12 protein-coding genes and 11 tRNA genes are annotated in these 14,649 nt (G+C 63.3%); 4 read left to right on the forward strand and 19 right to left on the reverse strand.

Annotated features, from left to right (window positions below; all coding sequences use genetic code 11):
* Positions 1-114 precede the first annotated feature (114 nt).
* The 15 genes from ABR323_RS00940 to ABR323_RS01010 form a co-directional block, all read right to left on the reverse strand.
* Positions 115-191: transfer RNA gene (locus ABR323_RS00940), tRNA-Asp, on the reverse strand.
* 106 nt (positions 192-297) lie between these two features.
* Positions 298-374: transfer RNA gene (locus ABR323_RS00945), tRNA-Asp, on the reverse strand.
* An 86-nt stretch (positions 375-460) separates the two neighbouring features.
* A tRNA-Asp gene (locus ABR323_RS00950) sits at positions 461-537 on the reverse strand.
* 85 nt (positions 538-622) lie between these two features.
* Positions 623-699: transfer RNA gene (locus ABR323_RS00955), tRNA-Asp, on the reverse strand.
* Positions 700-725: 26 nt separating this feature from the next.
* Positions 726-800: transfer RNA gene (locus tag ABR323_RS00960), tRNA-Val, on the reverse strand.
* An 11-nt stretch (positions 801-811) separates the two neighbouring features.
* Entirely contained in the window at positions 812-1,084 is a 273-nt protein-coding gene (locus ABR323_RS00965) for an HU family DNA-binding protein (protein WP_004146343.1), read from the reverse strand.
* Between the two features lie 217 nt (positions 1,085-1,301).
* The gene (gene lon, locus ABR323_RS00970) at positions 1,302-3,752 is read right to left on the reverse strand and encodes an endopeptidase La (protein ID WP_439447893.1); all 2,451 of its coding nucleotides are present in this window, start codon (positions 3,750-3,752) and stop codon (positions 1,302-1,304) included.
* A 142-nt stretch (positions 3,753-3,894) separates the two neighbouring features.
* Entirely contained in the window at positions 3,895-5,184 is a 1,290-nt protein-coding gene (gene clpX, locus ABR323_RS00975; protein ID WP_439447894.1) for an ATP-dependent Clp protease ATP-binding subunit ClpX, read from the reverse strand.
* Between the two features lie 126 nt (positions 5,185-5,310).
* Positions 5,311-5,937: an ATP-dependent Clp endopeptidase proteolytic subunit ClpP gene (gene clpP, locus ABR323_RS00980; RefSeq protein ID WP_019659528.1), complete on the reverse strand. Its 627-nt coding sequence runs from the start codon at positions 5,935-5,937 to the stop codon at positions 5,311-5,313.
* A gap of 76 nt (positions 5,938-6,013) precedes the next feature.
* Positions 6,014-7,309 carry a trigger factor gene (gene tig, locus ABR323_RS00985; RefSeq protein WP_439447895.1) on the reverse strand — a complete coding sequence of 432 codons (1,296 nt, stop codon included), beginning with the start codon at positions 7,307-7,309 and terminating at the stop codon, positions 6,014-6,016.
* Positions 7,310-7,498: 189 nt separating this feature from the next.
* A tRNA-Leu gene (locus ABR323_RS00990) sits at positions 7,499-7,583 on the reverse strand.
* Positions 7,584-7,723: 140 nt separating this feature from the next.
* A complete protein-coding gene (locus tag ABR323_RS00995) occupies positions 7,724-8,032 on the reverse strand; it encodes a hypothetical protein (protein WP_439447896.1) in 309 nt (102 codons plus the stop codon).
* 246 nt (positions 8,033-8,278) lie between these two features.
* Positions 8,279-8,354: transfer RNA gene (locus ABR323_RS01000), tRNA-Lys, on the reverse strand.
* Positions 8,355-8,551: 197 nt separating this feature from the next.
* A tRNA-Lys gene (locus ABR323_RS01005) sits at positions 8,552-8,627 on the reverse strand.
* 79 nt (positions 8,628-8,706) lie between these two features.
* Positions 8,707-8,783: transfer RNA gene (locus ABR323_RS01010), tRNA-His, on the reverse strand.
* Positions 8,784-9,436: 653 nt separating this feature from the next.
* Between ABR323_RS01010 and ABR323_RS01015 the strand changes: the two genes are divergently transcribed.
* Entirely contained in the window at positions 9,437-10,357 is a 921-nt protein-coding gene (locus ABR323_RS01015; RefSeq protein WP_439447897.1) for a hypothetical protein, read from the forward strand.
* A 177-nt stretch (positions 10,358-10,534) separates the two neighbouring features.
* Positions 10,535-10,855, forward strand: a complete 321-nt coding sequence (locus ABR323_RS01020; RefSeq protein ID WP_439447898.1) for a hypothetical protein — start codon at positions 10,535-10,537, stop codon at positions 10,853-10,855.
* Positions 10,856-11,019: 164 nt separating this feature from the next.
* On the opposite strand, the gene ABR323_RS01025 is transcribed toward ABR323_RS01020, so the two are convergent.
* Both ABR323_RS01025 and ABR323_RS01030 read right to left on the reverse strand, forming a co-directional pair.
* Positions 11,020-11,096: transfer RNA gene (locus ABR323_RS01025), tRNA-Arg, on the reverse strand.
* 38 nt (positions 11,097-11,134) lie between these two features.
* Positions 11,135-11,211, reverse strand: a tRNA-Pro gene (locus ABR323_RS01030).
* Between the two features lie 180 nt (positions 11,212-11,391).
* Between ABR323_RS01030 and ABR323_RS01035 the strand changes: the two genes are divergently transcribed.
* Positions 11,392-12,150, forward strand: coding sequence for a Bax inhibitor-1/YccA family protein (locus ABR323_RS01035; RefSeq protein WP_135272489.1), 759 nt, complete (start codon positions 11,392-11,394; stop codon positions 12,148-12,150).
* A 153-nt stretch (positions 12,151-12,303) separates the two neighbouring features.
* Positions 12,304-12,924: a flavin reductase family protein gene (locus tag ABR323_RS01040; protein ID WP_439447899.1), complete on the forward strand. Its 621-nt coding sequence runs from the start codon at positions 12,304-12,306 to the stop codon at positions 12,922-12,924.
* 3 nt (positions 12,925-12,927) lie between these two features.
* On the opposite strand, the gene ABR323_RS01045 is transcribed toward ABR323_RS01040, so the two are convergent.
* Together ABR323_RS01045 and ABR323_RS01050 are read right to left on the reverse strand one after the other, a co-directional pair.
* Complete coding sequence (locus ABR323_RS01045) at positions 12,928-13,689, reverse strand: sulfite exporter TauE/SafE family protein (RefSeq protein ID WP_439447900.1); 762 nt, start codon at positions 13,687-13,689, stop codon at positions 12,928-12,930.
* A gap of 25 nt (positions 13,690-13,714) precedes the next feature.
* On the reverse strand, positions 13,715-14,623 hold the full coding sequence (locus ABR323_RS01050) for a LysR family transcriptional regulator (RefSeq protein ID WP_439447901.1): 909 nt from the start codon (positions 14,621-14,623) through the stop codon (positions 13,715-13,717).
* Between the last annotated feature and the right edge of the window lie 26 nt (positions 14,624-14,649).

Genomic DNA, 14,649 nt, shown 5'->3' on the forward strand with positions numbered 1-14,649 from the left:
GCCTGCGCGCAACATCTCGATGCCAGCCAGCGGCCGCGCACTTGATCGGCCGGCCCTCCACACCGCGCGCGACCAAAGAAAAAGCCCCCGACTTGCGCCGAGGGCTTTTAAAGTTGGCGGAGCGGACGGGACTCGAACCCGCGACCTCCGGCGTGACAGGCCAGCATTCTAACCAGCTGAACTACCGCTCCGCGCTTGAACTTTGCAGGTGCCCAGTATATCCGAAGACTCCCTGGAAACCCAGCCCGATGAACACTTTTTTCAAAGTTTTTTCACAGGGACTTAAGAATTCTGCAATGGCGGAGCGGACGGGACTCGAACCCGCGACCTCCGGCGTGACAGGCCAGCATTCTAACCAGCTGAACTACCGCTCCATTCTTGCAAAAACCTTTTCGTCTTCTTCCGGACCTGCCGGTGAGAAGACAAGGCCCCCAGCTTTCGACCGGGGGCCTCGATGTAATGGCGGAGCGGACGGGACTCGAACCCGCGACCTCCGGCGTGACAGGCCAGCATTCTAACCAGCTGAACTACCGCTCCGCATTTGTTACCTGTTTTGTTTTCTGCCGATCTGGACCGGGGAGAAAACAAAGCCTCCAGCTTTTGGCCGGAGGCCTCGTTGAAGTGGCGGAGCGGACGGGACTCGAACCCGCGACCTCCGGCGTGACAGGCCAGCATTCTAACCAGCTGAACTACCGCTCCACACTCAAACTTTTACCGCGGTGCTGTGGTGGGTGCTGAGGGTTTCGAACCCCCGACCCTCTCCGTGTAAAGGAGACGCTCTACCGCTGAGCTAAGCACCCCAGCGAGCCGCTTAGTTTACAGCATCCTTCAGGGCCTTACCAGCCTTGAACGACGGATTCTTCGAAGCAGCGATCTTGATGGTGTCGCCGGTCTTCGGGTTGCGGCCGGTGCGGGCAGCACGGTCGCGGACCTGGAAGGTACCGAAGCCAACCAGGGTGACCGCATCGCCGTCCTTCAGCGCCTTGGTGACGGCAGCAACGACGGCATCGACAGCGCGGCTGGACTCGGCCTTGGTCAGGTCGGCAGCTTCAGCAACGGCATCGATCAATTCGGTCTTGTTCATTCTCTACAACTCCTTTGGCGGTGGGTTCCGCAGATTCGACAGGGAAGCAACCGCACGCCTTCTGCATGCGGCCGCCATGTGGAAACGGTTCGCTGGTTCAGTCATCGCAGACAGCGATCACTCATTCGCGAGTGCTGCTTTTATACCAGTGGCCCTACCCCCACGCAAGCTGGAAAGCCAGCAACGACGCGGGTTTCAAGCCCTTGGACAGCGCGCGTCAATGCTTGACGCGCGCGCTTCCACTCGGTTTGGCCTTGCTGCGCACCGTGACGCGTTGCGCACTCTTGCGCGCCTTCTTCGGTGCCAGCGGACGCTCCAGCGCCAGGTCCAGGACTTCTTCGATGTACTTCACCGGCACGATCTGCAGATCGCGGGTGACGTTGGCCGGGATGTCGGCCAGGTCCTTGCGGTTCTCTTCGGGAATGATGACGGTGCGGATACCGCCACGCAGTGCGGCCAGCAGCTTCTCCTTCAGGCCACCGATGGCAGTGACGCGACCACGCAGGGTGATTTCGCCGGTCATCGCCACATCGGCACGCACCGGCACCTTGGTCAGCATCGACACCAGCGAGGTGACCATCGCCGCGCCGGCGCTGGGGCCGTCCTTCGGCGTGGCGCCATCGGGTACGTGCACGTGCACGTCATGCTTCTGCAGGAAGTCGCTGTCGATACCAAAGCCCACTGCACGCGAACGCACCACCGACAGTGCCGCCGACGCCGACTCCTTCATCACGTTGCCGAGCTGGCCGGTCAGGATCAGCTGGCCCTTGCCCGGCACCAGCGTCGATTCGATCTGCAGCAGATCGCCACCCACTTCGGTCCAGGCCAGGCCGGTGACCAGGCCGATCTCGTTTTCTTCCTCGGCGCGGCCAAAGTCGAAGCGGCGCACGCCCAGGTACTTGTCCAGGTTCTTGCTGGTGACGCTGACCAGCGCCTTGGACTTCTTCGCGCCCTTCTTCGCCTTCACCGGCTGCGGGCCGGCCAGCGCGATCTCCTTCACCACCTTGCGGCAGATCTTGGCGATCTCGCGTTCCAGGTTGCGAACGCCCGATTCGCGCGTGTAGTAACGCACGATGTCCTGGATCGCATCACTGCCGATCTCGAGCTCTTCCGGCTTCAGGCCGTTGGCCTTGATCTGCTTGGGCGACAGGTAACGGGTGGCGATGTTGAGCTTCTCATCCTCGGTGTAGCCGGGGATGCGGATCACTTCCATGCGGTCCAGCAGCGGACCCGGAATGTTGAGCGAGTTCGAGGTGGCCACGAACATCACTTCGGACAGGTCCAGATCCACTTCCAGGTAGTGGTCGTTGAACGCGTTGTTCTGCTCCGGATCAAGCACTTCCAGCAACGCCGAAGACGGGTCGCCACGGAAGTCCATCGACATCTTGTCGATCTCGTCGAGCACGAACAGCGGGTTCTTGCTGCCGACCTTGTTGAGGTTCTGCACGATGCGGCCCGGCATCGAACCGACGTAGGTACGGCGGTGGCCACGGATCTCGGCCTCGTCGCGCACGCCGCCCAGCGACATGCGCACGAACTTGCGATTGGTGGCCTTGGCGATGGACTGCCCCAGCGAGGTCTTGCCCACGCCCGGCGGACCGACCAGGCACAGGATCGGGCCCTTCATCTGCTTCACCCGCGACTGCACGGCCAGGTACTCAAGGATGCGTTCCTTGACCTTCTCCAGACCGTAGTGATCGGCGTCCAGGGTGTCCTGCGCGGCCTTGAGGTCCTTGCGCACCTTGCTGCGCTTCTTCCACGGCACACCCAGCAGCCACTCCAGGTAGTTGCGCACCACCGCCGCTTCAGCCGACATCGGCGACATCTGCTTGAGCTTGTTGAGCTCGTTGCGTGCCTTGGTCTCCACCGGCTTGGGCATGCCCGCTTCGGCGATCTTGCGCGCGAGCTCTTCCAGTTCACCCGGCGCGTCGTCCAGGTCACCCAGTTCCTTCTGGATGGCCTTCATCTGTTCGTTGAGGTAGTACTCGCGCTGGCTCTTTTCCATCTGCGACTTCACGCGGCCGCGGATGCGCTTTTCCATCTGCTGCACGTCGATCTCGCCGTCGACCAGGCCGACCAGCATCTCCAGGCGATCGCCCACCGCCAGCGTTTCCAGCAGGCGCTGCTTGTCGGACAGGCGCACGCTGATGTGCGCAGCGATGGTATCGGCCAGGCGCGCCGGCTCATCGATGCCGGACAGGGTCTGCAGCAGCTCCGGCGGCAGCTTGCGGTTGGTCTTCACGTACTGCTCGAACAGCGACATCAGCGAGCGGGCGATCGCCTCGACCTCACGTGCTTCGCGTTCGTCGGTAGCGTCGATCTCCACGGCCTGGCCATGCAGCGAGCCGTTGCGCTCGTCGACGTGGGTGACCTGCACGCGCGACAGGCCTTCGACCAGCACCTTGATGGTGCCGTCGGGCAGCTTCAGCAGCTGCAGCACCTGCGCCAGCGTACCGACCTGGTAGAGGTCGGCCGCATGCGGGTCATCGGTCTCAGCCGACTTCTGCGCCAGCAGCAGGATGCGCTTGTCCGCTTCCATTGCCTGTTCGAGCGCGTGCATGGACTTGTCACGGCCGACGAACAGCGGGATGACCATGTGCGGGAACACCACTACGTCGCGCAGCGGCAGGACCGGCAGGTCGAGGGTTTCACTTGGGGAACGGGCCATGGGGGCTCCAGGGAAGGGGAAAACCGCCTCCGGGAGGGCATCTTCCGGAGACAAAAAAAGCCGATGGCCCCGTTATGGGGCCATCGGCTTTCAGATGCAAGGCATTCCTTGAAAATCCTTTCCAATCAACAACCTGGAAGGATCACTCGGCGCCTGCGGCCTTCTGTTCAGGGGCCACTGGGGTCTGGTAGATCAGGTACGGCTCGGACTTGTGCTCGATCACCGACTCGTCCACCACCACCTTGCTGACGTTTTCCTGCGACGGCAGGTCGTACATGGTGTCCAGCAGGACCGATTCGACGATGGTACGCAGGCCTCGGGCGCCGGTCTTGCGCTTGAGCGCCTTCCTGGCGATGGCCGACAACGCGTCCGGACGGAACTCCAGTTCGACGTTCTCCATCTCGAACAGCTTCTTGAACTGCTTGGTGATGGCGTTCTTCGGCTCGGTCAGGATCCTGATCAGGGCCGGCTCGTCCAGCTCCTCCAGGGTCGCCACCACCGGCAGGCGGCCGACGAACTCGGGGATCAGGCCGAACTTGATCAGGTCTTCCGGCTCGACTTCCGCCAGCACCTTGCCCACTTCCTGCTTGCGCTCGGCGCTCTTCACCTTGGCACCGAAGCCGATGCTGCCGACGTCGGTGGAGCGGGCCTGGATCACCTTGTCCAGCCCGGCGAACGCGCCGCCGCAGATGAACAGGATGTTCTTGGTGTCCACCTGCAGGAATTCCTGCTGCGGGTGCTTGCGGCCGCCCTGCGGCGGAACGCTGGCCACGGTGCCTTCGATCAGCTTCAGCAGGGCCTGCTGCACGCCTTCGCCGGACACATCGCGGGTGATCGACGGGTTCTCGCTCTTGCGCGAGATCTTGTCGATTTCATCGATGTAGACGATGCCCTGCTGCGCCTTCTCGACGTCGTAGTCGCACTTCTGCAGCAGCTTCTGGATGATGTTCTCCACGTCCTCGCCCACGTAACCGGCTTCGGTCAGCGTGGTGGCGTCGGCCATGGTGAACGGCACGTTGAGCAGGCGGGCCAGGGTTTCGGCCAGCAGCGTCTTGCCCGAACCGGTCGGGCCGACCAGCAGGATGTTCGACTTGGCCAGTTCGACCTCGTCGTTCTTCTGCCGGCTCTCGATGCGCTTGTAATGGTTGTACACAGCCACGGCCAAGGTGCGCTTGGCGCGGTTCTGACCGATCACGTACTGGTCGAGGACCTCGAGGATCTCGCGCGGCTTGGGCAGCGAGCTGCGCGCCGACTGCGCCTTTTCCTCAAGTTCCTCACGGATGATGTCGTTGCACAGCTCCACGCACTCATCGCAGATGAACACGCTCGGACCCGCAATCAGCTTGCGCACTTCATGCTGGCTCTTGCCGCAGAAAGAGCAGTAGAGGATCTTGCCGGTGTCCGTGGAACGACCTTGGCGGTCTTCGCTCATGCTTCGCTTACCCAGTTACCCCACCCGCTGAACGGGGGTTCGATTCGAGAATAGCACAGGGCCGGAGGGACACCAGTCCCGCCCGACCCTGCAGGAACGGGGCCTCCACGGCCCCGTGATGACCGGTCAGCCGGCCTGGATCGACTCATCCGGGCGACGCTCCAGGACCTGGTCGACCAGACCATAGGCCTGCGCCTCGAAGGCGCTCTTGAAGTTGTCGCGCTCGGTGTCACGGGCGATCGTCTCCAGCGACTGGCCGGTGTGCTTGGCCAGTATCTCGTTCAGGCGCGAACGCAGGGTCAGGATCTCACGCGCGTGGATGTCGATGTCAGTGGCCTGGCCCTGGTAGCCGCCCAACGGCTGGTGGATCATCACGCGCGAGTTCGGCAGCGCATAGCGCTTGCCGGCTTCGCCCGCGGCCAGCAGCAGGGCGCCCATCGAGGCGGCCTGGCCGATGCAGGTGGTGCTCACATTCGGCTTGATGTACTGCATGGTGTCGTAGATCGCCATGCCGGCGGTGACCACGCCACCCGGCGAGTTGATGTAGATGTTGATGTCCTTTTCCGGGTTTTCCGATTCCAGGAACAACAACTGCGCCACCACCACGTTGGCCATGTGATCGTCGATCGGGCCCACGAGGAAGATCAGGCGCTCCTTCAACAGGCGCGAATAGATGTCGTAGGCACGCTCGCCGCGGCTGGTCTGCTCGACCACCATCGGAACCAGGTTCAGGGCTTTGGTTCGGTTGTCCATTACGTGAGGTACCTATCTTGGGGGGCAACAACCCCGCGCCGGGACAGGCGCGGGGCATCCGGTGATCCGCCCGGGCTTACTGGCGGATCGCGTCCTGGAACGACAGCTTTTCTTCAGTGTGCTGGGCACGCTCGGCGATCCAGTCGATCACCTGCTCTTCCATCACGCGGTTCTGCAGGCCAGACATCAGCTGGGGGTCATTGCGGTACATCTCAATGACCTGCTCCGGCTCTTCGTAGGTCGAAGCGATCAGACGCATCGTTTCGTTCAGACGCTTGGCTTCCAGGCGCAGGTCATTGACGCGGGCCACTTCGCCGACCAGCAGGCCGACCAGCACGCGCTTGGCGGCAGCGTCCTTGAAGCCTTCGTGGGCATCGGCCGGGATTTCACCGACGTTCTGGCCGTTGCGGCGGATCTGCTCGACCTGCTGGGCCAGCATGGCGCGGGCTTCGTTCTCGACCAGGCGCGGCGGCATTTCCACCGAGGCGTAAGCGGCGATCAGCTGCTCGCCCACTTCGCGGCGCAGGCGGTTCATCAGCGCGCCCTTCAGCTCACGCTCCAGGTTGGCGCGGATGTCGCTGCGGAACTGCTCGACGTCGCCGCCCTTCACACCGAAGCTCTTGATGAAGGCTTCATCGACCGCCGGCACGACCGGCTCGGACACTTCGGCGACCTTGACGGTGACCTGCACGGTCTTGCCGGCCAGCACCGGCACGCGCCAGTCGGCCGGGAAGTCGACGTCCAGGGTTTTCTCTTCACCCTTGGCCAGGCCGACCAGACCCTTTTCGATGGTTTCAAACATCATGCCCTGGCCGAGCACGATCGAACCCTTCTCGGTGCCTTCGGCCGGCAGGCGCTCTTCGCCGGCCTGGGACCAGGTTTCCACCGCGACCAGGTCACCGTCCTGCGCGCCACGGCTGACCGGGGCCCAGGTACGACGCTGGTTCTGCAGATTTTCGATCATCTGATCGATGTCGGCGTCGTTGATCTCGGCGCTGTGGCGCACGACGGTCAGCTTGCTGACGTCGATGTCGCCGAAGTCCGGCACCACTTCCACGGTCGCCACGAAGGAGAACTCGCCCTCTTCGCCCTTGTCGATGCGCGGGCTGCCGACGATGCGCAGGTCGTGCTCGCGCACGGCGGCATCAAAGGTTTCGCGCAGCAGGCCGTCCAGCGCCTCACCACGGACCTGCGCGCCGAAGCGCTGCTCGATCACCTTGGCCGGCACCTTGCCCGGACGGAACCCCTTGATGCGGGTGGTACGGGCGATTTCGCCCAAGCGGCCGACGATGTGGCTCTGCAGACGGTCTTCCGGCAGCGAGAAGCTCAGGCGGCGTTCCAGGTTGCCGGTGGATTCGATCGAAGCTTGCATGTTGACTCCTGCCACCGGTGGCCCAGGCCCCCGGCACGATGATTGGGATGAAACGGTTGTAAGGACACGACGTCTGGGACGCGCCTGCTTGCCGCAGCCCTTTAGTTTCGCCCAATTCGGCGTGCACTGCCAGCGCGTGCCGGTCAAGGGGGCACAGATGGCCCGATCAGGGCGGGGACAGGCCGGCACTGGTGCGAAAGGGGGGACTCGAACCCCCACGCCTTGCGACACTGGAACCTAAATCCAGGGCGTCTACCAATTCCGCCACTTTCGCGTGGCCGGCACAGACACCCATTGTCGCAGGCGACGACGGGAAGCGGAAGGCCTGCACAAAGCTGAACCTGCCAGCTGCGGGCAATATGATCGCCGAGGGGCCGTCCCGGACGCCGAGCGCGCCTCCGGGACGGCAGCGACTCAGTGCTTCGCTTCGGCGCGGGACGGCAACGCCTCAGCCCCCTGCCCGACCGTCGCGTCCACTTTGCGGACCTCCACGCCGCCCTCGTCGGTGCGGCGCAGCTCCACCGCCTCCGGCGCCGCTTCAGCCTCCACCGGCTGCGCCGGCTGCATCTGCATGGCGTCACCGACCGGGCGCGCCGGAACCGCCTCTGTACCTGCATCGCGCTCCACGGTCTGCGCCGGATCACGCTCCGGCGCACAGGCCGCCAGTGCCAGCAACGCACATGAAACCCACAGCGCCCGGCGCAGTCGTTTGATATCGGCCATCAGGATCTTCCTTCGTGCATGCGCCATCGGCGCGGAAGAACCATTGGGAGCGATCCAGCACGCAGTGTGGTGAGAAACAGCGCACAGCATTGAAAACACTGATGACGCGTACGCCCCTGATTTCAGCATCGCTTCAGTAGATCCACGCCATGCATCGCTTCAGTAGATCCACGCCATGCGTGGATGAAGCGCAACCCGGCAAACAAGCAAGAAAAAAGCCACTTGGCGAACCAAGTGGCTTTTGTCTGGTGGGCTGTCAAGGATTCGAACCTTGGACCTATTGATTAAGAGTCAACTGCTCTACCAACTGAGCTAACAGCCCGAAATCGGGGCGCGAATTATGACCCGATCCGCTCGGTGGGTGCAAGCGCTTTTTTCAACGTCGTTGAAAGCAGCATTGCGGTTCCGCTCCTGCAGAAGCGCCGCACCACGCGGGACTCTGCAGCGTGCCCTCCTTCGAATCGAAGGAGTCACACTTATAAGAAAAAAGCCACCTGGCATGCCAGGTGGCTTCTGTCTTGGTGGGCCGTCAAGGATTCGAACCTTGGACCTATTGATTAAGAGTCAACTGCTCTACCAACTGAGCTAACGGCCCGTGAAACTCAGACGCACATTGTAGCGTGCTTTCTGTTTATTGCAACACCGTGTCGGCTGTGCCGATGCGGTTGAATCAGTGGGGTGGCTGAGGGGATTCGAACCCCCGACCACCGGAATCACAATCCGGTACTCTAACCAACTGAGCTACAGCCACCACTGAAACTTTCGTCCCTGCGCCGGTACCGCTGACACTTGGACTTGATGCGTTGCGACCGGGTTGAACCAGAAGTCCGTCCCCCGAAGCGAGTCCGGCATTTTCCGGGAGCCGCGAGGGAATTGCAAGCATTTCTTCACATTGATGTGCAGACGCAGGAACAAGGCTTGCAACTGCCACTGCCCTTGTTCAATCCAACGACGCGACTGCCGCTTCGGCAGACACTGCACCACACCTGGTGGACGGTCGATCAAGGGCCATTCCCGTCTTGAGCATCGCGTTGAACGACTCCGCCATGCGAGGAAACGCGGCAAGAGATCAATGACGCCGTCCGTCAGCGACATCACGGCGCAGCCAAACGCTATGCGATTGCAGATGGCCAGGCGCAGCCCACCGTCAGGTTGTTCGATGTTGATGCCCTGCACATCGCCTGCATTCAAGAACGGTCGGAAGCGAGCCCTCGCCGCCTTGCCTGGCGCGCACACCCCGGGGCTGCCACCCGCTGGTCAAGTGAATGTAACGTGAACAGATCGTGAACAAATCTCGAATGGGAATGGGGGGGATCTGTTCATACACCGTTAGCTGCAGGACATGGAACACGGCGCTCGCGTTTGCAACCATGCCGGTTCCTGCAATGAAGGTGAGATCGATAAATGAGAAAGCGGCTAATCGGATTCGTCACGCTGGCAGCGGCGCTGGCAGTAGCAGCCGTTGCAGTGTCCAGCTATCGGCAGCAGGAGACGGCTGACACCACACCGCGGGAATCCGACAGGAGCGGAAGCCAGGAAGACACATCTGCATATGCAAAGCCGCTTCCAGCCTCAGGCGCAACGGCTGCACAGACGCTTGAAAGAGACAACAAGATTCCCCGGGGCTCGTACAAGGCCGTGGGACCGAAGGCCTACGAAATTGTCCGGGGAAATGAGTTCCGCCCTCCCGGTGACGCGCTCGCCCACGTCAAGCAACTGATGCTGCGCTCCGAATCTGGAGATGCGACGGCGACCTACGAAATCTATCGGACCGTCGAGCAGTGCCAGACCTTCATCTCCGATCGCGCTGACAACCTGGCCGATTCAGCCGCCAGCGTCGGGTCGGGCAAGTGGTTCCTGGAAAGATCCGAGCGAATCCTCAAAGAGTGCGAGTCGCTCGCTCTGGATCAGGACATCTATCACGCCGATTGGCTCTCAAAGGCCGCCGCCATGGGCTCGCAGGAAGCAATGCGCGCTTACTCGCTCTCGCCAGAGAAGGCCATCGGTTCGCTTGATGACGCCATCCGTGACCCGGCGAAGCTCGAGGCATGGAAGGAAACAGCCACCGGGTATCTCCGCGAACTGGAGGCACAAGGGAACGTCAACGTCATCAGCGACATGGCAATGGCCTACACCTACGGCGGCATCGTTCCTGCAGATCCTGTCGCCGCCCTGGCTTACACCCGCGTCCTCAACAGGCTCGACCCGCGATTCGCCACAACCAACGACATTGCAACCCGTGAGAAAAACCTGAGCAGCCAACAAAAAGAAAACGCCCGACTGTCATCAAACGAGATCTTCAAGAACTGTTGCATCCCACGATAAGGACATATTGTGAAAGCTAGACTCATTGGGATTATCCCTTCGCTTGGTAGAAACTCCATCCCCGCCCTTGCAGGCGTCCTGCTGCTCATGGCGGTAGGGAGTGTTCAAGCGAAAAAGCTTCCTGGCGTCATCAACTGCACCGCGGGGTGCACGCTGGCAACCCCCTATCCGGACCCGGTGACCAACCAGCAGCTTTCCCAAGAGGTTGCAAAGCTCAACGAAGGCCGGACAACCGTGTGGACAGCGCAGACCCGCGTCCAGTCAGGCGACGTCCTGACCGTCTGCAACGGCATCTCCTGCGTCAACTACACCTGGCGAAACGGGAAATTCGACTCCGGTGAAGTCATCTCGACCGTTCTTCCGCCCAACTCCCAGGGTGGTGGTGGTGGTGGTGGTGGCGGCGGCGGCGGCGGTGGCGGCAGCGGCCCGATCAGTGGCGGCTGCTACGGCAACTGCGGCGGCGGCACCGTGCGCGTGGGTGAACTCGAACAGATGTGATCCCTAAAGGATGCACTCCAGGAGAGTGCGTCCACCACGACGCCAAAAGGCCAGCGCACTGCGCTGGCCTTTTTTCGTTGCCCGCCCGACTACGACCAGGCCCCGATGATTTCGGGAGGCGCCCGGCCAGGCATGGAATGGAATACATAAGCCATTGATTTCAATGGCGCGCCCGACAGGAATCGAACCTGTAACCGCCGGCTTAGAAGGCCGGTGCTCTATCCAGTTGAGCTACGGGCGCCCAGACCGAACGGTGTCCAATCCGACATGGCGTTGGATTGGTCGGGGTAGAGGGATTCGAACCCCCGACATCCTGCTCCCAAAGCAGGCGCGCTACCAGACTGCGCTATACCCCGATCTTGCAATCCCCTCGGGCCAGGCCCGGGGAGCTGACCATTGTCGCCAAGCGCATCACGAACTGTCAACGCAGGAAGTGCACAGCTGGGGCCTGCCACGGCGCCGAAAGCAGCCATGGGCTATGCTCGCACTCATCGGCCGGATGGCCGTCCTGACCCTTATTCGCACGGAGAACGCGCATGCGCAGCGGCAACCCGGCTCTTTCCGAGTCCACCTTCCTCGACCTCGCCAGTGGCTCGGTGGTGACCAGCCCTGACCAGGCCATGACCCTCAACGGCACCGTCAACAAGACCGGCTTCCTGCTGTTGCTGACCGTACTGACGGCCGCCTTCGCCTGGAACCAGACCATCGACGACTATGGCCAGGTCATGGCCGGCGCCAAGCTGTACGCCATGGGCGGCGCCATCGGCGGCCTGGTGCTGGCGCTGATCACTGTGTTCAAGAAGGAATGGTCGCCGGTCACCGCACCGATGTACGCGCTGGTGGAAGGCCTGTTCCTCGGCGCCATCTCGGCGCTGTTCAACGCCAAGTTCCCGGGCATCGTGTTCCAGGCAGTGCTGCTGACCTTCGGCACCCTGTTCGCGCTCCTGTTCGCCTATCGCAGCGGCCTGATCAAGGCCACCGAGAACTTCAAGATGGGCGTGGTTGCGGCAACCGGCGGTATCGCCCTGCTCTACCTGGCCTCGTTCGTGCTGGGCTTCTTCAACATCAACGTGCCGGTGATCCACGACGCCAGCTGGCTGGGCATCGCGTTCAGCCTGTTCGTGGTGGTCGTGGCCGCGCTGAACCTGGTGCTGGACTTCGACTTCATCGAAACCGGCGTGGCCCAGCGCGCACCGAAGTACATGGAGTGGTATGGCGCATTCGGCCTGATGGTGACCCTGGTCTGGCTGTATGTGGAATTCCTGCGACTGCTGTCGAAGATCCAGCAGCGCTGAGTCCAGCCGTGCCGTAAACGACAAGCCGCGATCCGCAAGGGTCGCGGCTTTTTTGTGGGTCGCGCCAGCTCGACTGTTTCAGACGGTAGAGTCGAACTTGCTCGACTGATGCCGATCCAGTCGAGCCAGCTCGACGCTACGGAACCAGCCCCCATGCCCGACACCTTCCACAGCTACCGCCCAGCGGACGGCCATCGCCTGCCACACGACCCATTCAACGCCATCATCGGCCCACGCCCGATCGGATGGATTTCCAGCTGCGACGCGAAAGGCACGTTGAACCTCGCGCCCTACAGCTTCTTCAACGCCTTCAATTACACCCCACCGATCATCGGCTTCTCCAGCCAGGGTCGCAAAGACTCATTGCGCAACATCGAAGCCACGGGTGAATTCGTCTGGAACCTGGCCACGTTCGATCTGGCCGAGGCAATGAACGAAAGCTGCCGCGCGGTCGCGCCGGATGTCGATGAGTTCGCCCTCGCCGGCCTGGCACCGCTGGCGTCGACGCAGGTCGCGCCACCCCGTGTGGCACAGAGTCCGGTGAGCATGGAATGCCGCTGCACCCAGATCGTGCGCCTGCGCGATGCCGCCGGTCAGGACACCCATGGCTGGCTGGTGCTGGGCGAAGTGGTCGCGGTGCATATCGATGCACGCTTGCTCGTCGATGGCATCTACGACACCGCGGCGGCGGCCCCGATCCTGCGCGGCGGCGGGCCCGCCGATTATTTCCGCATCGACGCCGAACAGCGTTTCCGCATGTTCCGCCCGGGCTGAGCCTCAGCCCGCGATGGGGCGTGCCAGCAGCACCGGCAGCGACGACGCCAGCAACGCGATGCCCGAGGCGGTCAACAGGCTCAGTACGATCTGCCGGAAACGCGCTTCGCTGATGCCGATGTAGACCCGCGCCCCCAGCAAGGTCGGCACCAGCATCGCGGGCGCCACGATGGCGAAGTACGGCAGCATCGGCCGGGTGACCAGGCCGCTGCCGACATAGATCGCCATGGTCACCGCCAGCATCGCCAGATTGAAGTTCTGGATGACCGCGCGCTGCTCGTCCTTGCCGAAGCCACGCAGCGTGCTCCACAGCGTCGGCACCGGTCCGGCAAAGCCACCAATACCGCTGAGCACGCCACCGGCCATGCCGGCGATCGCATCACCGAAACGGCCACCGACGGTGATCGGCGGCAGCGACCGCGCCATCAGCATCACCGGGCACCATAGCGCAAGGAAACCGCCCAGCAGCGCCTTGAACCAGTCCATGTCCAGCTGCGGCAGCACCATCACGCCCAGCGGAATGCCCGCCAGCCCACCCAGCACGAACGGCAGCAGCAGCCGCAGGTTGAAGCCGCGGCGAACGGTGAACACCGCCAGCAGCTGGCCGACCAGCGCACCGAACACCGACAGCGTCGCCGCCAGCCGTGGCTCCAGCCCCCATGCCCAGAACGACATCGCGACCATGCCGAAGGCGAACCCCGACAGGCCCTGTACGAACCCCGCGACGATCGCGCCCAGCGCGACCAGCAGATACACCGATTCCATCCCCTCTCCGTTTGCTGCCGTGCGGCTACGCTGCCCCATCCATCCACGCAGCGTAGTGCGTCGCCAGGTGGTCAACCAGCGCGCGCACTTTCGGCGCCAGTGCGCGGGCATGCGGATAGAGGGCGAAATAGTGGCGCTGGCCGGCATTCCATGCGGGCAGCACGCGGATCAGCCGGCCGGCACGCAGGTCCTCCTGCACGGTCAGCGCAGTGAACAGGCTGATGCCCATGCCCGCCACGGCGGCGGCATACAGCGCCGGGGTGGCGTCGACACGCAGGCGCTGGCCGGCTTCGACGCTGGCAGTGGCACCGCGAGGTCCCTGCAGCTGCCACGACGCAGGGGCAGCCGTGGGACTGAAGCCCAGCAGGGCGTGGTGCTTCAGGTCCGCAGCCTGCCGTGGCAGGCCATGCCGGGCCAGGTAGGCAGGTGCAGCCACTAGGATGCGCGGGCAACTGGCCAGTTCGCGTGCCACCAACTGACTGTCCGGCAAGGACGGCGCGATGCGAAAGGCCATGTCAAAGCCGCCACCAACGACATCAACCAGCTGATCATCGGCCGACAGGTCCAGCGCGACCTGCGGATAGCGCTGCAGGAACGATGGCAGCCAATGCGGCAGCTCCTGGCTGGCCACCACCTGCGGCACGCTGATCCGCACGATGCCACTGGGCTGCGCCTGCCCGGCACGCGCCCGGTCATCGGCTTCCTGCAGGCGGTCCAGCAGCGATGCCGCTTCGCGGTAATAGTCGCGCCCGGCTTCGGTCAGTGACAGCCGGCGGCTGTTGCGGTCAAGCAGGCGCACCTGCAGATGCTCTTCCAGCTGCCGCAGTTGCCGCGACATCGCCGAATGGGTGGTACCCAGGCGTTCGGCAGCAGCAGAGAAGCTGCCTGCGTCGACGATGGCGCGCAGCGCGCGCAGAGCGGCGAAGTGATCCATCGGCAGGCGGCTCCACGCGGCGGGGC

This window comes from Stenotrophomonas sp. ATs4 (genome assembly GCF_051861585.1).
In the GTDB taxonomy this organism is placed as follows: domain Bacteria; phylum Pseudomonadota; class Gammaproteobacteria; order Xanthomonadales; family Xanthomonadaceae; genus Stenotrophomonas; species Stenotrophomonas maltophilia_AS.

Coding starts and splice junctions, on each gene's coding strand:
- clpP (WP_019659528.1), bottom strand. CDS start 5,937: ATGGACAACCGAACCAAAGCCCTGAACCTGGTTCCGATGGTGGTCGAG.
- ABR323_RS00965 (WP_004146343.1), bottom strand. CDS start 1,084: ATGAACAAGACCGAATTGATCGATGCCGTTGCTGAAGCTGCCGACCTG.
- ABR323_RS01045 (WP_439447900.1), bottom strand. CDS start 13,689: ATGGAATCGGTGTATCTGCTGGTCGCGCTGGGCGCGATCGTCGCGGGG.
- ABR323_RS01040 (WP_439447899.1), top strand. CDS start 12,304: ATGCCCGACACCTTCCACAGCTACCGCCCAGCGGACGGCCATCGCCTG.
- ABR323_RS01050 (WP_439447901.1), bottom strand. CDS start 14,623: ATGGATCACTTCGCCGCTCTGCGCGCGCTGCGCGCCATCGTCGACGCA.
- ABR323_RS00995 (WP_439447896.1), bottom strand. CDS start 8,032: ATGGCCGATATCAAACGACTGCGCCGGGCGCTGTGGGTTTCATGTGCG.
- ABR323_RS01015 (WP_439447897.1), top strand. CDS start 9,437: ATGAGAAAGCGGCTAATCGGATTCGTCACGCTGGCAGCGGCGCTGGCA.
- ABR323_RS01035 (WP_135272489.1), top strand. CDS start 11,392: ATGCGCAGCGGCAACCCGGCTCTTTCCGAGTCCACCTTCCTCGACCTC.
- lon (WP_439447893.1), bottom strand. CDS start 3,752: ATGGCCCGTTCCCCAAGTGAAACCCTCGACCTGCCGGTCCTGCCGCTG.
- clpX (WP_439447894.1), bottom strand. CDS start 5,184: ATGAGCGAAGACCGCCAAGGTCGTTCCACGGACACCGGCAAGATCCTC.
- tig (WP_439447895.1), bottom strand. CDS start 7,309: ATGCAAGCTTCGATCGAATCCACCGGCAACCTGGAACGCCGCCTGAGC.